General features: G+C 57.8%; 19 protein-coding genes and 1 tRNA gene. 15 read left to right on the forward strand and 5 right to left on the reverse strand.

Features of this window, described 5'->3' with window-relative positions; genetic code table 11:
• From GOB90_RS06335 to GOB90_RS06355, 6 genes are all read left to right on the forward strand, one after another.
• The coding region (locus GOB90_RS06335; protein ID WP_173571957.1) for a C1 family peptidase at positions 1-748 on the forward strand (748 nt) is incomplete at its 5' end.
• On the forward strand, positions 741-872 hold the full coding sequence (locus GOB90_RS19485; RefSeq protein WP_260175940.1) for a hypothetical protein: 132 nt from the start codon (positions 741-743) through the stop codon (positions 870-872). The genes GOB90_RS06335 and GOB90_RS19485, both read left to right, overlap by 8 nt.
• Before the next feature lie 1,164 nt (positions 873-2,036).
• Entirely contained in the window at positions 2,037-2,558 is a 522-nt protein-coding gene (locus GOB90_RS06340; RefSeq protein ID WP_146886085.1) for a hypothetical protein, read from the forward strand.
• A gap of 109 nt (positions 2,559-2,667) precedes the next feature.
• The gene (locus GOB90_RS06345) at positions 2,668-2,814 is read left to right on the forward strand and encodes a hypothetical protein (protein WP_173571958.1); all 147 of its coding nucleotides are present in this window, start codon (positions 2,668-2,670) and stop codon (positions 2,812-2,814) included.
• Positions 2,815-2,827: 13 nt separating this feature from the next.
• Positions 2,828-3,235 carry a hypothetical protein gene (locus GOB90_RS06350; protein WP_146886087.1) on the forward strand — a complete coding sequence of 136 codons (408 nt, stop codon included), beginning with the start codon at positions 2,828-2,830 and terminating at the stop codon, positions 3,233-3,235.
• A complete protein-coding gene (locus tag GOB90_RS06355; RefSeq protein WP_173571959.1) occupies positions 3,220-3,366 on the forward strand; it encodes a hypothetical protein in 147 nt (48 codons plus the stop codon). The genes GOB90_RS06350 and GOB90_RS06355 overlap by 16 nt, the downstream gene beginning before the upstream one ends.
• 53 nt (positions 3,367-3,419) lie before the next feature.
• Here the strand turns inward: GOB90_RS06355 and GOB90_RS06360 are convergent.
• A tRNA-Thr gene (locus GOB90_RS06360) sits at positions 3,420-3,494 on the reverse strand.
• A gap of 93 nt (positions 3,495-3,587) precedes the next feature.
• Between GOB90_RS06360 and GOB90_RS06365 the strand changes: the two genes are divergently transcribed.
• The 3 genes from GOB90_RS06365 to GOB90_RS06375 are packed head-to-tail and all read left to right on the forward strand — an operon-like array spanning position 3,588 to position 7,435.
• Entirely contained in the window at positions 3,588-5,063 is a 1,476-nt protein-coding gene (locus GOB90_RS06365; RefSeq protein WP_146886089.1) for a paraquat-inducible protein A, read from the forward strand.
• A complete protein-coding gene (locus GOB90_RS06370) occupies positions 5,060-6,742 on the forward strand; it encodes a PqiB family protein (protein ID WP_373322160.1) in 1,683 nt (560 codons plus the stop codon). Before GOB90_RS06365 ends, GOB90_RS06370 begins: the two co-directional genes overlap by 4 nt.
• A 3-nt stretch (positions 6,743-6,745) precedes the next feature.
• On the forward strand, positions 6,746-7,435 hold the full coding sequence (locus GOB90_RS06375) for a PqiC family protein (protein WP_242011848.1): 690 nt from the start codon (positions 6,746-6,748) through the stop codon (positions 7,433-7,435).
• 58 nt (positions 7,436-7,493) lie between these two features.
• Here GOB90_RS06375 and GOB90_RS06380 read toward each other — a convergent pair whose 3' ends face one another.
• Complete coding sequence (locus tag GOB90_RS06380) at positions 7,494-8,417, reverse strand: glycosyltransferase family 2 protein (protein ID WP_146886093.1); 924 nt, start codon at positions 8,415-8,417, stop codon at positions 7,494-7,496.
• Between the two features lie 177 nt (positions 8,418-8,594).
• Between GOB90_RS06380 and GOB90_RS06385 the strand changes: the two genes are divergently transcribed.
• Positions 8,595-9,614 (forward strand): zinc-binding alcohol dehydrogenase family protein, encoded by a 1,020-nt coding sequence (locus GOB90_RS06385; RefSeq protein WP_146886095.1) that lies wholly within the window; start codon positions 8,595-8,597, stop codon positions 9,612-9,614.
• An 85-nt stretch (positions 9,615-9,699) separates the two neighbouring features.
• Here GOB90_RS06385 and GOB90_RS06390 read toward each other — a convergent pair whose 3' ends face one another.
• Together GOB90_RS06390 and GOB90_RS06395 are read right to left on the reverse strand one after the other, a co-directional pair.
• A complete protein-coding gene (locus tag GOB90_RS06390; protein ID WP_146886097.1) occupies positions 9,700-10,515 on the reverse strand; it encodes a sulfotransferase family 2 domain-containing protein in 816 nt (271 codons plus the stop codon).
• 40 nt (positions 10,516-10,555) lie between these two features.
• Positions 10,556-11,305 carry a glycosyltransferase family 25 protein gene (locus GOB90_RS06395; RefSeq protein ID WP_146886099.1) on the reverse strand — a complete coding sequence of 250 codons (750 nt, stop codon included), beginning with the start codon at positions 11,303-11,305 and terminating at the stop codon, positions 10,556-10,558.
• A gap of 585 nt (positions 11,306-11,890) precedes the next feature.
• On the opposite strand from GOB90_RS06395, the gene GOB90_RS06400 reads away from it, so the two are divergent.
• The 3 genes from GOB90_RS06400 to GOB90_RS06410 all read left to right on the forward strand — a co-directional run bounded on the left by GOB90_RS06400 (position 11,891) and on the right by GOB90_RS06410 (position 14,850).
• The gene (locus tag GOB90_RS06400; protein ID WP_146886101.1) at positions 11,891-13,363 is read left to right on the forward strand and encodes a glycosyltransferase family protein; all 1,473 of its coding nucleotides are present in this window, start codon (positions 11,891-11,893) and stop codon (positions 13,361-13,363) included.
• Between the two features lie 115 nt (positions 13,364-13,478).
• Positions 13,479-14,609: a hypothetical protein gene (locus GOB90_RS06405; RefSeq protein WP_173571960.1), complete on the forward strand. Its 1,131-nt coding sequence runs from the start codon at positions 13,479-13,481 to the stop codon at positions 14,607-14,609.
• Positions 14,602-14,850, forward strand: coding sequence for a hypothetical protein (locus GOB90_RS06410; RefSeq protein WP_173571961.1), 249 nt, complete (start codon positions 14,602-14,604; stop codon positions 14,848-14,850). The genes GOB90_RS06405 and GOB90_RS06410 overlap by 8 nt, the downstream gene beginning before the upstream one ends.
• 45 nt (positions 14,851-14,895) lie before the next feature.
• Here the strand turns inward: GOB90_RS06410 and GOB90_RS06415 are convergent, their stop codons facing one another.
• Positions 14,896-15,474, reverse strand: a complete 579-nt coding sequence (locus GOB90_RS06415) for a hypothetical protein (protein ID WP_146886107.1) — start codon at positions 15,472-15,474, stop codon at positions 14,896-14,898.
• A 143-nt stretch (positions 15,475-15,617) separates the two neighbouring features.
• Here GOB90_RS06415 and GOB90_RS06420 point away from each other — a divergent pair, with 143 nt between their 5' ends.
• Both GOB90_RS06420 and GOB90_RS06425 read left to right on the forward strand, forming a co-directional pair.
• A complete protein-coding gene (locus GOB90_RS06420; protein ID WP_146886109.1) occupies positions 15,618-16,283 on the forward strand; it encodes a response regulator in 666 nt (221 codons plus the stop codon).
• Positions 16,284-16,302: 19 nt separating this feature from the next.
• A complete protein-coding gene (locus tag GOB90_RS06425; RefSeq protein WP_146886111.1) occupies positions 16,303-17,703 on the forward strand; it encodes a sensor histidine kinase in 1,401 nt (466 codons plus the stop codon).
• Position 17,704: the final 1 nt, after the last annotated feature.

The raw sequence follows: 17,704 nt of genomic DNA on the forward strand, positions 1-17,704 counted from the left end.
TAAACTCGGCAAGAAACCTGCCGTCCATGACCCGCGCACGTATCGGCTGAAGGCTGTTCTGGCGACGGCGCTTCCGGTGATTCCCTCGAAGGTAAACTGGGCGCCATCCGCCCAGTGGCCGATGTGGTGCAACGACAAGATCGGTTGTTGCACTCAGGTCTCCGTCGCCAGTGCGATCCGCACATGGACCGGAGCTGCGCAGGCTCCCGTAATGCTCACTGACCCGCAGGTGATCGACAACTACAGCGCCGAATCTGGCTACGTCCCCGGCGAACCTTCGACCGATGAGGGCGGCGTCGAACTGGACGTTCTGAACAGGTGGCGCATCGAAGGCTACGAACGCCCCGGTCAGACCCGCGATTATCTGACGGCGTTCGGCTACGTCGATCCGAAGAACAACCCGCAGGTGCAGCGGGCAATCGCGTTCCTCGGCGGTCTGTATATCGGCCTGTCGCTGCCGAATTATGCGTGTGCCGTTGGTGATTTTGACTGGATCATTAACCCGCTGGCCGACAATTCGATTGCGGGTGGTCATGCGGTGTTCATCCACGGCTATGACGCGGACTGGCTCTACCTCAACACATGGGGCGCTCCCCGGCGGATGAGCTATGCGTTCTTCCAGAAATACTGCGACGAAGCCTATGGGCTGGTGTCGCGGCAGAACTGGACCGGGATCACCGGCGTCTCTCCGGACGGCGAAGTTCTCGATGGGCTGGTTGCCGAGATGCAGGCCAGCGTCGGTGCTTGACCCGCTCTCCGTCCTCGTTGGATCAATCGGCATGCTGGTAAGCGGCGTCGGACTGACGTGGCTCATCCTGCGCGGGAAGGCCCGCCGAGACCCGTTTTCGAAGGTGGGCGCGGATGAGGAGTAAGGCAGTTGCAGGCCGCGAGCAATCAGAGTGCATTGGCGACGATATGGGCAGCGCTGTGAAGGGACCGTTGTGAGTGTGGTGAATTCCTTCGAAGAAGGATGGCGGAAAACCACCATCCTTCCTTTATTTCATCCTTCCTTTATTGAGATGGGGAAAATCGTCTGCACGACACTCCTGACGATATGCCCGCTAGAAACAAACCGCCATTCTTGAACCAGCGGGTAGGCACTCAGAAGATAGCCGATAGACGATTCGTAATCGTCCGGGAGATCAACACGAGCTATCAGCTCAGTGGCAGAAATTAGCAGCATTATAGAGCCCTCCAAAACGGACTCCTTGAGGGTGCGTATCCTCAAGGTGATAAGAGACAGGAGTCTGGAGAGGCTGGCATGCTTGTAGAGAGTGAGATCGGCTGCCAAAGGCACTTTTGATGGCAGCGCTAGTTACATACCACAGCACTCACATCCTCACAACTGAAATTCGTCAGAATGTGGGGCAAAATATTCAGATCGATTTCATGGGTAAGCCAGAGCGCCCGGCGCCCCGCCGTTCTCAGCGATGAAATCCATACCTGCTGATGGCCGTGCCTTCAATCTGAATACCGGAAGCCGGTCGAACTGAAGAAGGTACGGCCGAAGGAGATTGCGTGAAATAGGAGGGGCGGATACGAAGAACCGCCCCCTTATTTTCAGGCTCAGGTCACATCATCGACGGGAATACGCCAGGCGCGGAAGCCGTAGTGTTTTGCCCACAGTTTTTTATTTGTCCGTGGGTCGATCCTCCATGGGCGATAAACAAACCGCTTTTCTGGAGGGGCTGGAGGAGGGGCACGTGTACTCATGGCATTTATTCCATGTCGTTACGCGAGACTTGAACTCTGCGTGGAAATGCCGTACTTTTCGCGGGCTGGTTAAGCGCCGCGTAGGGATGGCATTCCCACGCATATGCCTGCCGTCTCGCATTCGGCAGGCACTCAAAACCATAACAGCCTCAGACTCGTGCCACCGGGTCTGGGGCTGTTTTGATTCTAAGCCCGTTCACTTTCTGGCGTACTTTTCTGCGCCACTCAAGTGTTGTGAGTGAGTTTTTTTGTTCCAATGCGCTTCTCTCTCGCGTATATGGACTTAGTGAGAAGTCAAGGTGAATTTTAAGGGGTGCGGTGAGATGTTGATGCTTGATATGGAGGATCTGAAAAACCGTGTTCTGGATTTGCGGCGGCAGGCTGATGATTTAGAAGATTTCATCAGAAAAGCCGAACAATATGCGGCAACAGATAGTGCTCCTAGCAGATCCACAGAAGAGACTGCTCATGAGCGTATCTCTCAAGATGATCTGGAAAAATTTGTTCTTAAGCTTCTCTCAGAACGGCCGCATGATGTGGGAGAGATTATGGACGCCCTCAATGCTGCTGGTTACGACCCTGGTGGCGTCGACCGTCGGAAGAATCTCAATACCCGGCTGTGGCGCATTCACAACGCCAACAATTTATTCACAAAAGACGAGAGCGGAATTTATAGACTCTGTAAAGGTCAATTTGGTGGATCGGAAATTACCGGAGTTGCCCCAATGATCAGCGGGCGATTTGATGCTCAAGCAGAAGCAGAAGCAGAAGCAGAAGCAGAAGCAGAAGCAGAAGCAGAAGCAGAAGCAGAAGCAGCGCTGTATCGTCTCCGTCTTGGTATTTGAAATATTGCCTGCAACGAGATCGCAGCCGTAATCAATGCAAAGCGGCGGAAATCCTTAAACCCGTTGATTTGACGGGTTTGGGTTTGGTCTCAGGAAAGCAGTCCGTCAGATGCTGTTCGATCATTACCCTGAGTGGGTGACGAAAGAGCGGCTGGCTATGATGACCCGCGGAGCCGAGCGGTTCGAGGCAAGAAACGCCAGGCGGGACCGGAAGCAGGTCGAACTGAAAAAGGTGCGTCCGAAGGAGATTGCGTGAGGAGAAAGACACATTGAACATATCGATCACGGGCCGTCCTTCGGGGCGGCTTTTTCTTTTTCTGGTGACCGGGATCCTCGTGTCGGCCTGCTCCCTCGCTGTCCCCGAGCGCGCCCGCCACGACCTTCCCGGCATGTCCCGTGCCGATCTCGTCGCGTGTGCCGGGGTGCCGGACGCCCGCGAGACGCTGCCCGACGGCGAGGTTCTGGAATGGAAGCAGGACAACGACACGCAGGGGGCCATCGATCTCAAGACGCCCCTGTCATTCGAGCTGGACATCGGCAGCCACGGCACCTGTCACGCGGTTGCCCGGCTCCGGGACGGCAAGGTGGTGTCGCTCGTGTTCACCGGCCCGAGCGCAACGCTGCTTGGACCAGACGCGGCGTGCGGCCCACTGGTGCGATCATGCGTGAAAAAATGACCCGCTCGGCTTCCGGGTTCCGTCAGTGCTTCGGTGACGATCCGTTGCCGGCCGGCGCCGGACTGGCGGCAGAGATTGCAGCAGACGGCGGCAGGGTAGGGGGGATTTATTTTGTGCTCACGAAACCGTGATTACACCAAGTTACACCAAGGTAACTCATAACTCATTGTTTTGATTGGACAAATGGTGCCGACACTCGGAATTGAACCGAGGACCTACTGATTACGAATCAGTTGCTCTACCCCTGAGCTATGTCGGCCCGATGCGTGGGCTGCCCTATAACCGATCCGGGACATGGCTGCAATATCGGTTCCGCCTATCTGTTACGACCGGTCCAGGATAAAATGATCTGATGTCATCGTCACTTCCCACCCGCCTTTATCGTGGCGCCATCAAAATAGCCCGACGGAACAGACGGCAGTCCCCCAATGTCAAAGTTATCGAAGGCCTGGTGGAATGCCCGTGCTGCGGGGAATTTCAGGTGCTCGAAAATCTGGCGCCTGGTAACGTGGCGCGCTGCACACGCTGCGGGCAACCGCTGGAACGGCGCAATAAAACATCGCCGATCGCAACCCCGCTCGCGTTCTGCATCACCTCCGCCGCGCTCTACCTGGCCACCATCGCGTCCTCGCTGATGACCCTGAACCTCTACGGCAGGGAGCGTTCGGTCGATCTGCTGACAGGACCGATGGAACTTCTCCACGAAGGATGGGGGGAAGTCGGCGTCCTCGTCGGACTTGTCACCATCCTGGCGCCGGGCGTGGTCATCGCCATGATGGGCCTGATCCTCACCTCCGCCTTCTTCGACGAACTCCCCGACTGGGCGCCTCATCTGCTCGCCTGGTATGAAAAGCTTCGTCCCTGGTCGATGATGGAAGTTTATATCCTCGGGATCTTCGTGGCCTACACCAAGCTCGTGGATCTCGCTCACGTGGAGGTCGGCGCCGCAGCCTATCTGATCGCGGCGTTGATGATCAGCATGGCCACCACCGACCAGACACTGGATAAAGACCTGATCTGGAAACGCCGCCGCGTCGAAGGCACGCTGGAGCGACCGGACGGCACGCGGGTCGTGGTGGATCGTGTCAATATTCACGACATCGAAATGCCGCCCGTGCAGAACATGCTGTCCTGCCACTCCTGCGGTCTTGTCGGCGCGTTCCCCGAGCCGGTGCCGCAAACCCGGAGCGTCGGTCTCTGTCCGCGCTGCGGCCATGACATGCAGCGCCGGAAAACCAACAGCCTGACACGCACCACCGCCCTCGTGCTGGCGGCCCTGATCTTCTACTTTCCGGCAAACCTCTTCCCGGTGATGACCGTCATTAAAGTCGGAAGCGGCGGTGGTCACACGATTATCGAAGGCGTGATCGAACTCTGGCAGGACGGCATGATTCCGCTCTCCCTGCTCGTTCTCTTTGCCAGCATCACCGTGCCCGTCGCCAAGATCGTCGGCCTGGGGTTTATGATCATTCAGACCGAGAGAAAGGCGGAACACGGGCTGCTCTTCCGCTCGAAGCTTTTCCGCATAATTGACGTCATCGGACGCTGGTCCATGATCGATGTCTTCATGATCTCGATTCTCGTCGCCGTCGTCCGCTTCAGCTCACTGGCCAATGTTACGGCCAATGCCGGCGTCGTGTCCTTTGCCTCGGTCGTGGTCATCACCATCTTCGCGGTCCACTGCTTCGACCCGAGACTGATGTGGGATGTCGCCGGTCATAACGGACCCGTAACCCCGGACGAACCCCCCGAAAGGGATGAATTAACAGGTGTCGCACAAACTGCGGGCGCCAATATTCAGAATGAAATGGAGCCGGCGCGCGCGTGACTTCGGAACAGAATAATCCCGGAAACCCGGATACGCCGCCCGCGGCAAAAGTGGCGAAAACCCGTTTTTCGATCATCTGGGTCATCCCCATCATTTCGGTGATGATCGCTGTCTTTCTCCTGTGGAGAAGCCTCTACGATCGCGGGCCGGAAATCATCATCACGTTCGATACCGCCGACGGTCTGACAAGCGGCCAGACCCAGGTGAAGAACAAGGCGGTGACGCTCGGCACCGTCGACTCCATTACGCTGTCAAAAGATATGCGGCATGTGGATGTGCGCGTGCAGATGAACGCAAGCGCGTCCGGTCTTCTGTCCGATAAATCCCGCTTCTGGGTTGTGCGTCCCCGCATCAATGGTGCCAGCGTGACCGGGCTCGAAACTCTGCTCTCCGGCGCCTATATCGCGTTCGATCCGGGCATGGCCGGCGGCGGAAAAGCCACCCATTTCACGGGCCTGGAATCTCCGCCCGGCATGCAGTCTGATCAGCCCGGGCGGACCTACTCACTGGTCACGCCCTCCATCGGCTCGATCGGTCCCGGCGCGCCGGTCTTTTTCCGTGACGTCGATGTCGGTGAAGTCCTGGGCTACACGCTCCCACCCGGTGGAATCGGCCCTGTGCTGATCCAGTTCTTCGTGCGCGAACCCTATGATCACTACCTGCGAACAAATACCCGTTTCTGGAATGTTTCTGGCGTGAAGGTCGGCTTCGGCGCCGGTGGCCTCAAGGTCCAGATGCAGTCCATTCAGGCCCTGTTCTCCGGCGGCATCGCCTTCTCCCTGAACAATCCCTCAACGACAGGCGAAACAGCTGAAGAGGCCCCGGCCGATACCATCTTCCAGCTGTATGACGATAAAGACCGCGCCGACGACGCCAGCTACCATGAGCGTCTCGAAACGGCGACCTATCTGTCGTCATCTGTTTCGGGTCTGGCGATCGGCAGTTCCGTTACCATGTTCGGCATCCAGGTCGGGTCCGTCACCGCCGTCAAACTGGAGATCGACCAGAAGACCGGCCATGCGCAGGTACGGGTGAATATGGATATCCAGCCGGAACGCGTTCTTTCGCCGTCCGAGATTCATCATGATTCCATGGTGCCGCTCATGCAGGCCCTGGTCGCAAACGGTCTGCGGGCTTCGGCCAGCAGTCTGAGCATGCTGACGGGCGAGACCAATATTTCGCTGGACTTTGTGAAGAAGGCTCCTCCCGCCACCGCTACGATGGAAGGCAATACGCTCATTATACCCGGTCAGGCCGGTGGCATGAGCGGGATCATGCAGTCGCTCTCGACGGTTTCCGACAAGCTGGCGGCGATGCCCTTCGAACAGATCGGCGACAACGCCAATCATCTGCTGGCGCACGCCGATCAGAAGATCAACAGCCCCGAGGTCAAAGAGTCGCTGGTCCAGCTGCGTGACTCGCTCCGCAGCCTGCACAGCCTGCTCGACAACACCAGTCAGGGCATGAAGCCGCTGATGAAGCGTCTGCCGGAAATGAGCGATCAGCTTGATAATACCCTGAAAAACGCCAACAAGCTGCTCTCAAGCTACGGTGGCGACACCGATTTCCACCGGAGCCTGCAGGCCATGGTGGTCCAGCTTGGCGACACGGCGCGCTCCCTGCGTTTCCTGTCCGAGTTCATGACCAACCATCCCTCAGCCCTTGTCACCGGACGTTAAGCCATGGATATGACCTCTCTCTCCATTCGTCGTTCCCGCGCCTGTCGTCCGGGCCTGCGCGCATCTTTCACCAGAATCGCGCTGGTCACCTCGCTGATGGCAACCATGGCTGTGACGCTGACCGCGTGCAGCTCCTCATCGCCCTCGCTGTACACGCTCGCCCCGACCGCCGGAACGATACAGCCGGCTCCAGTCGGTATCATCATGGCCACGAACCTGCCGAGGGTTGTCGAAGTGCGTAAGCCGACCATCGCCGGTGCGCTGGATCGCGATCGCATCGTCCTCAATGACAGCAGCTACAAGCTGAAACTCTCCGCGACCGATTCCTGGTCCGAGCCGCTGAGCGATCAGATTCCGCACGTGCTGGCCACGGATATCTCCAGGCGCCTGCCGGGCGTCAGCCTGTTCGTTCAGGATGATGCGACGGCGACAACGCCTCAGGCTTACGTCGAACTCGTCATCACCCGCTTTGCCCGCGACGATGCGAATAACGCTGTTTTCGAGGCTCAGGTTGCCGTTCATCGCGCGGATTCAGAGGCTCCGAAAACCAGCCGGTCCATTCTGCTGAAAATGCCAGCGCCGGGCGACACGGATGCGCTCGTGTCCGCGCTCAGCACGCTGCTCGGGCAGGCGGCCGACCAGATCGCCGCCGAAATTCAGCAGCTTCCTCCGGTCCCGACAGCCGACCAGTAAACTCCGGAGCCTGCCCCGGAAGCTGACCTGTTCTGACAGGCCGGCTTCCGGGACGTCACTACAGACACTTGCCGACATGCTCCATCAGAATCTCATTCAGCACGTGCTCGCCATGTGTGGTGTAAAGCCTGTGGTAGTGTCGCCAGTGCGCTCCAATCGTCTCATGCAGATCGGTTGCGTTCAGCGCTGCCACGCCCTGGTCGATTTTCTGTTTTATCTGTACCACCGATCGCATCGGAAAGTGCAGCATCATGAACCCGATGGCGGTCATGCTTTGCAGGCAGTCTTCCGGTAACGGAACACTGCTCACGAAATGATTTCCGTCATTCGGTAAAAGGCCGCATCCCGCGCGGCATGCTATTTTCGTGACATGAATGCCGATCGTCGGGCTCACCACGCAGGGCGTCACGCCCAGGGTCGCGCCGAATGTCGTAACAGATCGGCTTTCCTCTGAATACAGAGCGGCATGCGCCCAGTTCAGAACCAGAACCTTATTGCCCGGATCAGCTAAAATCATATTGAATGCTTGAGCCGCCCGCTCGCCGTCTTTCGTGCAGCAGGTAATGAACTCATCGGCATCGACAAAAAACAGCCAGTCCGGCGGGGTCGGATCATGACTGAGATAAGCCTCCGCGAACGCCGTCAGCGCCGCCATTTTGCCGGCCTGGAAAAATGGAATCTGAAAATCCGTCATATAGAAGACGCCGGCTTCAGGATAATTTTTTCGGAACGCCAGGATCAGATCTCCGGTGCCGTCCGTGCTGTTGTTATCCAGAATAAAGAACCGCCTGAAACCCAGGCGGAAATGATGTTCGAGATTCAGTGTGATCGTGTCGGCGGAATCTCTTACGATCATGAAAAAACAGGCTCGTCGCAGACCGTCGATCATGACAGTATCGTTGATGGTCCAGAAATTTCCCGATCGTAAGCGACTGTAATCGTCGATTGATTTCTTTATGAATGCCTCGGAAATACCGGCCATTCTAAACTCCGGAACCTGTTATTCCCGCAAGGTTACCGCACCATTCCCAGAGACAAAAGACAAACAGGCGCTAAAACCGTTTCGCGCTTGCAGGCGGTCCCGCAAACGCTCATGTCATAAACGGCACAGACGGGCTGAACGGCCCGAAGCCGGTCAGGCAAAACAGAGGAGAGTGTCATGCGCGCAGTCGGCTATCAGAAATCCCTGCCTGTCACCGATGAAAACTCACTCGTGGATATAGAACTTCCATGCCCGGAAGCGACCGGTCGTGATCTTCTGGTGCAGGTAAAAGCCGTTTCGGTGAACCCGGTCGATACCAAGGTGCGGATGCGCGCGACACCGCCACCCGGCGAATGGAAAGTCCTCGGATGGGACGCCGCCGGCATCGTGACCGCCACCGGGCCGGATGTGCGCCGCTTCAAAGTCGGTGACTATGTTTATTACGCAGGTGACATTACCCGCCAGGGCACAAACGCGGAATATCATCTCGTTGACGAGCGGCTTACCGGTCACAAACCTCAGTCTCTCAGCTGGGCGCAGGCCGCCGCCATCCCGCTGACCGTGCTGACAGCCTGGGAAATGCTGTTCGACCGGCTCGACATCACCCGCGCCGTGCCCGGAATGACGCCTGCCGTCCTCATCATCGGAGCTGCCGGCGGCGTCGGCTCCATGGCGACCCAGCTTGCCCGGCGCCCCGGCAATGTCATCGTGATCGGCACCGCCTCCCGCCCGGAGACGAAAGCCTGGGCTGAGGATCTTGGCGCCACGCACGTCATAGATCACAGCCGGCCGCTTGCACCTCAGATCGAGGCACTGCCGACCGGTGCGCCGCCTTTCGTCTTCTCCACCACGCAAACAGATAAGCATCTCGACGATATTGTCAGACTGATCGCACCCCAGGGACGTTTCGGGCTGATCGACGACCCGCCGTCACTCGACATTATGCCGTTCAAGCAGAAAAGCATCTCGACGCACTGGGAACTGATGTACACCCGATCCGCATTCCGGACGGCCGATATGGGGCGTCAGGGAGAAATTCTTGAAGAAGTCGCCAGCCTTGTCGACGCAGGCGTTATCAGGACCACACTCACCCAGGTCGCCGGCCCTGTGAACGCAGCCACGCTTCGCAGGGTCCATGACCTGCTGGAAAGCGGGGCAACAAAAGGCAAAATTGTCCTGGAAGGGTTCCCGGACTGAGAACATAATGCCTGGCAGGGCAGGGGAGCCGCGCCTCTCCCGTCCGTGACATTTGCTACAGCAGATACGTTCTCGCGACAGCCGTTCAGGCGGCTTTGTCGCGCTCGGCTTTCAGTGCCTTATTTTCAGCCATCATCTGCCTGAGCAGAAAATCCTGTTCGATATTTCGCGTAAAGCGTTCATAGGCCGGTTCCATGGCCCGGTAGCCGCGCCATTCCTGCCGGCACAGAGGATCTGTCAGCAGACCGTCAAATCCGAGAGGTGTCTGATCAGAAAGTGCCGTTCTGTCATAACCAAAAAGAGCATAATCCCGAAGATAGAAGCGCGTCAGAATATCGGAGATTTTTTTACTGACTTTCGGGTCCTGATCCTCTTCCTGTTTTTGCGGAGCCAGGGCGATCTGATCGACTGCATCAAAAAATTTTCTGCTGAACTGGCAGAGTGTTCCCACAGCGCGTAAATCGTCCGGCAGGTTCTCCATTCTTACTATAAAATCCGCATAGCGTTTGTTGCCAATATGCGTAAACCGGTTTTGCGGAATAAAATGAATATAACGCGGATCATGACAGATCCTTGTTTCATCAAGCTCCTTCAGAACAGCCATGGCATCTTTTTTCCGATGCTGGCGCATATGTTCGCTGAGTGAACTTGCAAAACGCGTCCCAGGCTCACGCACGACAGCAATCAGCGTATAAGTACGAATATTCTCCCATTCCGGCGTCTGTCGCATCACGCTCAGCGGCATATGCGCCCGGTCTGTCCATTCACCTGTCGAGCGAAGATAATTCCAGTTCCAGAATGGGTGTTTGGAAGCGATATCGAAAAACGCCTCCCGTAAAACTTTCCCCGCGCATTTCGGTGTATGCAGAATAATGGTTCTGTCTTCTTCAAGAATAATCATAAATTACCATGCCTTGTATGCAGATATTCCTGAGTCGGCCTTATGCCGGCACATACGTATTGCGTTCAGAACGGCGCACCGTCGATCTGGAATGTTCGTTTGGTGTGATGCAGAGCGATGGAAAGCAGCAGTAAGATTTTGTCTCTTCATAATGATGGCACATCACCTGATCGAGAGATGTGTTTTTCAGTGTCTCATTTGTTCGATAGTAGTAAAAATCATCGTCTTTCAGAGGAAGGCACAGATCAAGAAACCGTCTGGCACCTTTTGGAGAAATCGCATAACTACAGATTCCGAGCGCCTTGAAAAGCCTGAACGGCGCTGAGTGAACCGTCATCCCCCGAAAGCAGTCCACGCCAAAACGCATGAGCGTCTGATTAAATCCGACAACGCAGTAAGAAACGCCGGGAAGAACATCAAATGTCAGATTGACGTCATAATTATAGCCCCAGAGGATAATATCCCAGTCGTCATCCAGAGCGGCAATGATGCGTGATGATTCTTCGGTAAAATTGTGACACAGAACGGCGTCGTCTTCAAAAACGGAAATGGCCTCGTTCATTTCTGCTGCGGCGTTCCACAGAAGAATATGCGACATGGCTGAACCCAGAGCCCCGTGCGTATAACCGGTCGGCCGGTCAATAATCCTGTTTTCAAAGAGTTCGTCAATATTCAGGGAATCATAACCGATTGCACTGAATCGTCCGATTTCCGGAACATGCGCATTGAGTTCCCGAAAGGTGCTGAGCCTGTCTGTATCGATATCCCGGTTTATAACAATATTTCGCATCAGGAGCCCTGTTTTTTATCACAGAGATTTTTGCCCGCAAAAAATAATATAACATTAATAGAAGGCCAATCCTAAAGACAATTACACTAATATAGTGTTTTGAGATAATAAGTAACTTCGCCGGAACGGAGGTTTTATTTTATATCATTTTGTAATGAAGTATTTCACTGTGACTTACGCCACGACGAAAACCTGATCGGGTCCGTAATTCGGAAAATCTACTGATACCCTCGTCTGTACAGGCTGGCTCAGCGATGACAGAAGCATGACGTGCTTTTCGCGGATCGGCCTGAGCAATGTAATACCCCTTCAGCACCACCAGCCGGTTTCCATGTAAACCGGTTCGGAATCATGCTGGCGGAAGCTGATATACTGTAGTTTATAAAGTAAATATCGTTTATTTTATCATGATTTTCGCGCAGCTCAAAAAGCCGTCCCGGCCTCGATCCGGAGATGCCAGCGTTACAGAATGGTTAGAAAAAAAACAATATCCGGTCAAAAACGACTATCATTTCCTTCTTTCCGAAGTGAGTTGCAAGCGAAGACTGGCGGGCATAAGATAGCAGAAAGGGTATTAATTCCATCATGGCATATCAGCAGGGAAGTAATACGACCGGCTGGACCAGCCCGCTTTTCTGGTCGCTGTTTCTTGCTCTGAGCGCACGGGTTCTCGTCGCCATCCTGTTGCCCGGCCCCGTCCGGCCCGATGAAATCTATCAGTATTTCGAGCCTGCCTTCCGTCTGCTGACAGGCCACGGCGTCATCACATGGGAGTGGCGTGAAGGCATACGCTCCTGGCTGATGCCGGGAGAAATTGCAGGACTGCTCCGGATAGCAAACTTCCTGGGAATGGGTTTTTCCATCACCTTCGTGCATGTCGTGCTGGCCGTGTTCTCACTGCCTCTCGTGGCGCTGTTTGTCCTGGCCGGCTGGCGACAGGCAGGCTATCGCGGCGCGTGGCTGTTCGGGATCTCCGGTGCGCTCTGGCCGGATATCGTCAACGCGGGATTTCGCCCGCTTGGAGAGTACGCGGGCGGAAACATGCTCGCAGCCGGAACAATCGCCGGAATGATCGCCCTCGACCGGCGCAGGAATGGCGAACCATACCGGGCCGGCACCGCCCTGTTTCTTCTGTGTGGCCTGTCAATGGGAAGCGCGGTTGCGCTGCGGTTTCAGTTTGCGCCAGCCGTTCTGTTCGGCGGCCTTTTCCTGTTCTGGCAGGGAGGGTGGCGCACGCTCGTGCCCGTCACAATCGGTCTGATCCCGCCTCTTGCCATCCTCGGTATCGTCGATGCGATGACCCTGAATTATCCGTTCCAGTCCGTGTTCCATAACTACTACGTCAATGTCACCCAGGGTGTGGCAGACAAATTCGGACGGAAAAATATTCTGTATTTCCCCTTTCGATATATGGCGTGGTGGGGTGCCGCAGGCATCGCCATGGTTCTGTTCTGTATAAAGGGCGCAAAAGACGCCGTTTTTCCGCTGACGATGGCCCTGGTTATTATCGGTTACCATTCCTGTATTCCGCATAAGGAGATGTCTTTCATCTATCCCGCCTTACCGCTGCTGGTTCTGACAGCCACAGCAGGGCTGGCCCGTTTTGTGGCCGGACAGGGCTGGACGGGAAAACCGTTCGTCAGGATTGTCGCGCTACAGATATCGTGCTGCGTGCTGACCTTCTGCAGCACTTATCTCCCTATGCTGAAGGACAGAAGCGCCCCGATCCGGATACAGAAACTGGCGTTCAGGCAGACAGGCTTCTGCGGGCTGGCCCAGCTGGAACCGTCGGATTTCCTTTTGCAGTTCGGCGGGTACAGCCTGATGCCCCCCGGAAAACCCTTCTATGCGTTCGAAACCACACAGCAACTGGAACAGAATCGCGGAGCCTACAGCCATGTGCTGGCAGACCCGTCTTTCGCCATATTCTCAGCCGGAGCACGGCTGATCGCCTGCAGCGGCAACGACCGTGTCTGCCTGTACCGCGTCGCCTCATCCTGCACCGGAACACCGGATTTCGACCAGTTCTCCGAAATCCTTCAGCTGGATGAAAAATAAGGCCGACCGTCGTCTTTTAAAGTTCATGTCAAAGTGTGTTAACCACCTCCGCGAGACGCGGATGCATCAGGCTGGCCATACCGGCCCTTCGCGCCTGACGAAGGAAAGCTTGTACGTGACAGGTGGTATGACAGACCGGGTGCGAGCCCTGCTCCCTGACGCGGGACGAAAGGGGGCAGTGTGGATTGCCGGAATCGCCCTGCTGCAAACACTGTTTCTTCTTATTCTCGGTTTGCCGCTGCACGGCGCGCCGCACGCGCTCTGTCGCTGGGACTGCGCCTGGTACGAACAGATTGCAGGACAGGGATACAGCGCCACGCCGCGCCAGACCCCCAACGATTACGCGCAGGCAGGCTGGGCCTTCTTCCCGCTTTATCCGCTTCTGCTTCGGGCTGTTGCGAGCCTGACCGGAACAGGCCTCCATGTGGCGGGATTTGTACTCAACGCGGCGCTGTTCCCACTTCTGGTCCTGCTTTCAGCCCTCTGGCTGCGACAGCGTCGCGGTGAAAACAGCCGGAACAGCCTGTTCTGCATCGTCATGCTGATGCTGCTTCCCACCACGCTCTGGTATCATCTGCCTTATACTGAATGTCTGTACGGTGTCCTGCTGCTGGGCTGCGTGATGACCATGGCGCGGGGGTGGACACTCAGTGCCGCCGCGCTCGCCTTCGCCCTGTGCCTGACACGTCCGACCGGCCTGTTCTGCGTCATCATCGCAGCGGCCTTTTATGCCTTCCCGCCACGTCCGACCGTTGGGCGATCCGATCGTCAGACCAGACTGATCGAGGGAAGTCTGGTGATTCTGGCCGGAGCAGCCGGACTCTCCCTTTTCATCTTTTTCCTGGACAGACTGCTCGGCGACGGACTGGCCTTCGCTCACGTGCAGGCTGCGTGGGGACATTATTTCCGCCCGCCGCCCGTCTGGATCTGGAACGGTTTCCAGCGCCCCAGAACAGTTCCCATGAGCATCGCGGCCCTGCTGGAAATCGCCCTCATCATATGGGGCTTCCGGATCGGATGGCGCATGGAAAGCACCGTTCTGCTGGCGACTTTCCTGCTGGCCGCCAGCAACAGCATGATGTCCATCCATCGCATCGTTCTGGCTAATCCGTTCGCCAGTATACTGCTCACACAACTGGCCTGCAAAACACCGCCCCGCTGGCGACCCGCCCTGATCGGACTCTGCCTCGTCACCGATGTCTTTCTCATGAATGGCTGGATGCATGGAAAACGTTTTCTTGCCTGAAACCGGCAGACCCGGTCCGGAAAACCCGCGCAGCCGGAAGACCGGGCTGATTGTGCTCGGTCTCGTCTGCTGCGTGATCGACCTCGCCGGAGTGTTGACAGCCACGCATCCGCATGTCAGCGCGGCCTATCGCGCGCTCTATCTTACACCCGGCGCCATTGAGAACGGAACCAACTGCGAGGCCGTCCGGACAGCCCGCCCGTCCGATAAACCTGCCGGACATCGTTGCGGAAACCACTAAAAACCGGGAAAGGGCAGGGAATGATTCCCCCGCCCGTCCGGCCTGTTAGTGTGTGTCGCCCGAAGGAACGGCGTCATGCTCAGGAGTGGTTGCCGGCGCATCAGGGCCGGCCGGTGCCGCGACGGCCGGCGGAGGCGCGCCGTGCATCCATCGCGCCATATCCCGGTGTGGCGGACCTTCATGATGCCATCCATTCGGCCCCCTGTGATGCGGGCCATGATGCCAGCCCCCCCATGGCGGCGGTCCCATGGCCGTTACATGCCCGGACGCATCCATCAGAAAAGCCGCATGCAGCAGACCATGATCAAACCGCCCCTGAACCGTCGGAACATCGCCTGCTCTGACATGCGGCGGCCCCCCATGCGGCCCCGCGTCGATCAGCACACGACCCGTTCCGTCATCAATGATGAAGTCATGGCCAAAGACTTCCGCAACCCGGCCCTTCACCGTCACCGGACCATGCACCGATCCCAGCTTCGAGACGGCGACCGGCGTCATCGGCGGCACCTCAATCGAAGGGCGCATCGCCGAAACCGTCCCGGCTCCCATCGCCACACCGGCGACCAGTAACGCAATCCCGCCGGCGGCAAGACCGACTTTTCTTTTCACACCTGTCTGAGACATTGTCTGAAACTCCCTGTGTCTTCTGAACACAGTCGTAACCCACGCGACCCGACACACACTGAACCGTGCCGTTCAGCCTCCGTTCAGGTAACATTCCTACAGAACACCCGAAAGCTACTCAGAAACGGAGGCCGGAACACCCCATGCGCGTGCTGCTTGTCGAAGACGATTCAGACCTTGCGGACCGGATCACACAGGCCCTTCGGCGCGAAAATTTCGCCGTCGATACCGCCGCCAATGGCGAGGACGGCGCTCATCTGGGCGATACCGAAACTTACGATGTCGCCATTCTCGACCTCGGCCTTCCCCGTCAGGACGGGCTTTCCGTGCTCAAAGCCTGGCGCGGAGCCGGACGCACCGTTCCCGTTCTTATCCTGACCGCGCGCGACGGATGGTCGGATAAAGTCAGCGGCTTCAAGGCCGGCGCCGACGATTACCTCGTCAAACCCTTCCGCATGGAAGAGCTCGTCATGCGTCTCCGCGCCCTTGTCCGCCGCGCCGCCGGTCACGCCAGTAACACCATCGCCTGCGGCCCCCTCAGTTTCGATGCCCAGACCGGACAGTTCGAACTGGAAGGGCTGCCCCTCAGACTGACCGCATTCGAGTGGCGCGTTCTCTCTGCCCTCATGCTGCGGGCCGAAATCGTCGTCGAGCGCCAGGATCTTATTGAGCGCGTTTACGAAGGCGATGCCGATGTCGATTCGAACTCCATCGAAGTCATCATCGGTCGCCTGCGCCGCAAACTCGGCGCCGCGCATATCGAAACCATCCGTGGCCGTGGCTACCGCCTTACCGCGGGTGCGTCCTGATGAGCGAAGACCGGCTCTGATGCGTTTCCTGCCGAAATCCCTCACAGGCCGCCTCCTCGTCACCGCGACGCTCTCGATCATCGTCGCGCTGGTCATCGCCACAGCTTTCATCAGCCATATTCTCGAAGGTTTCGTCCTGCACGGACTTGATGAGCGGCTCGACGCGCAGATCGAGGCACTCGCCGGCAGCCTCGGTGCGGACGGCACGCCGGACCGGGCAAAGATCCCCGATATTTTCCCCTTCAGCCGGCCCGGCTCCGGATGGGCCTGGGAAATCATCACCCCCGACGAGACTCTGGTGTCAGCCTCCCTCGGCGCCGACACGCTGCACCTGCCAACCTACTGGAAACAGATCCCGCCCCGTCCGCCACACGGCCCCGGCAGTCACCGGACACACGCGTTTTCACACGGCGGACATCATCTCCACCCCCGACCGCTGGACGGGCAGGACAGTAGCGGCCGCACCGTCCATTATCGTATTGCCGATCTCAAAACGCCGGACGGCACGGTCTCGATCATCACAATGGCCCCGCGCGCACTTGTCGAAAGACCTCTGCGCACCGCCATGTTCCCGCTGATCTTCTCCATTGCCGCTCTGGGACTTTTCCTGACCACCGCCCTGATCGTGCAACTCCGTGTCGGCCTGCGTCCGCTCACAACCCTGCGCGCGACACTGCGTGATGTGCAGACCGGCAAGGCCCGTCGCATCAAGGCGACAGAACCTACCGAACTCCTGCCGCTTATCCAGGAAATCAACAGCCTGATCGCGACAAATGAACAGGCCCTCAGCAACGCCCGTGGTCATGTGGCCAATCTTGCCCACGGCCTGAAAACCCCCCTCGCGACGCTCCGTCTCGATCTTGAGGACGGCGGGAGTCACCCGGACAGCGCCCTGCTCGGTCTCGTCACCCGGATGGAGCAGCAGATCCGTCATCACCTCGGGCGTGCCCGCATGGTCGAAACCGCCGCGGGCGAAGCCGCTGTTCCCCCGGAGCCGCTGGCCCCGCACGTCGCGGATCTCGCCGCCGCGCTGCGCCGCATCCACGCCGACCGTAACGTCACCGCTGAAACCGATATTCCCGAAACGCTGTCCGTCCGGTGCGATCCGCAGGATCTCGATGAGCTGCTCGGCAATGTTCTCGACAATGCCTGGCGCTATGCCCGAAGCGCGGTCCATATCGACGCCACGCGAAAAGACCGTTTCGCCCGGCTCGACATCACCGATGACGGACCGGGTATGACTCCTGCTGATATGGACAAGGCGATTCTCAAAGGCCAGCGCCTCGACGAACGCGAACCCGGCCACGGTTTCGGCCTCCCCATCGCCAGGGAAATCGCCGAACTTCACGGCGGCTCTCTCACACTCCGACCCGCTGCATCAGGCGGGCTTTGCGTCACACTCCGGCTTCCGGCGGGGTAGA

This window comes from Acetobacter oeni, from assembly GCF_011516825.1.
Taxonomy (GTDB): Bacteria; Pseudomonadota; Alphaproteobacteria; order Acetobacterales; family Acetobacteraceae; genus Acetobacter; species Acetobacter oeni.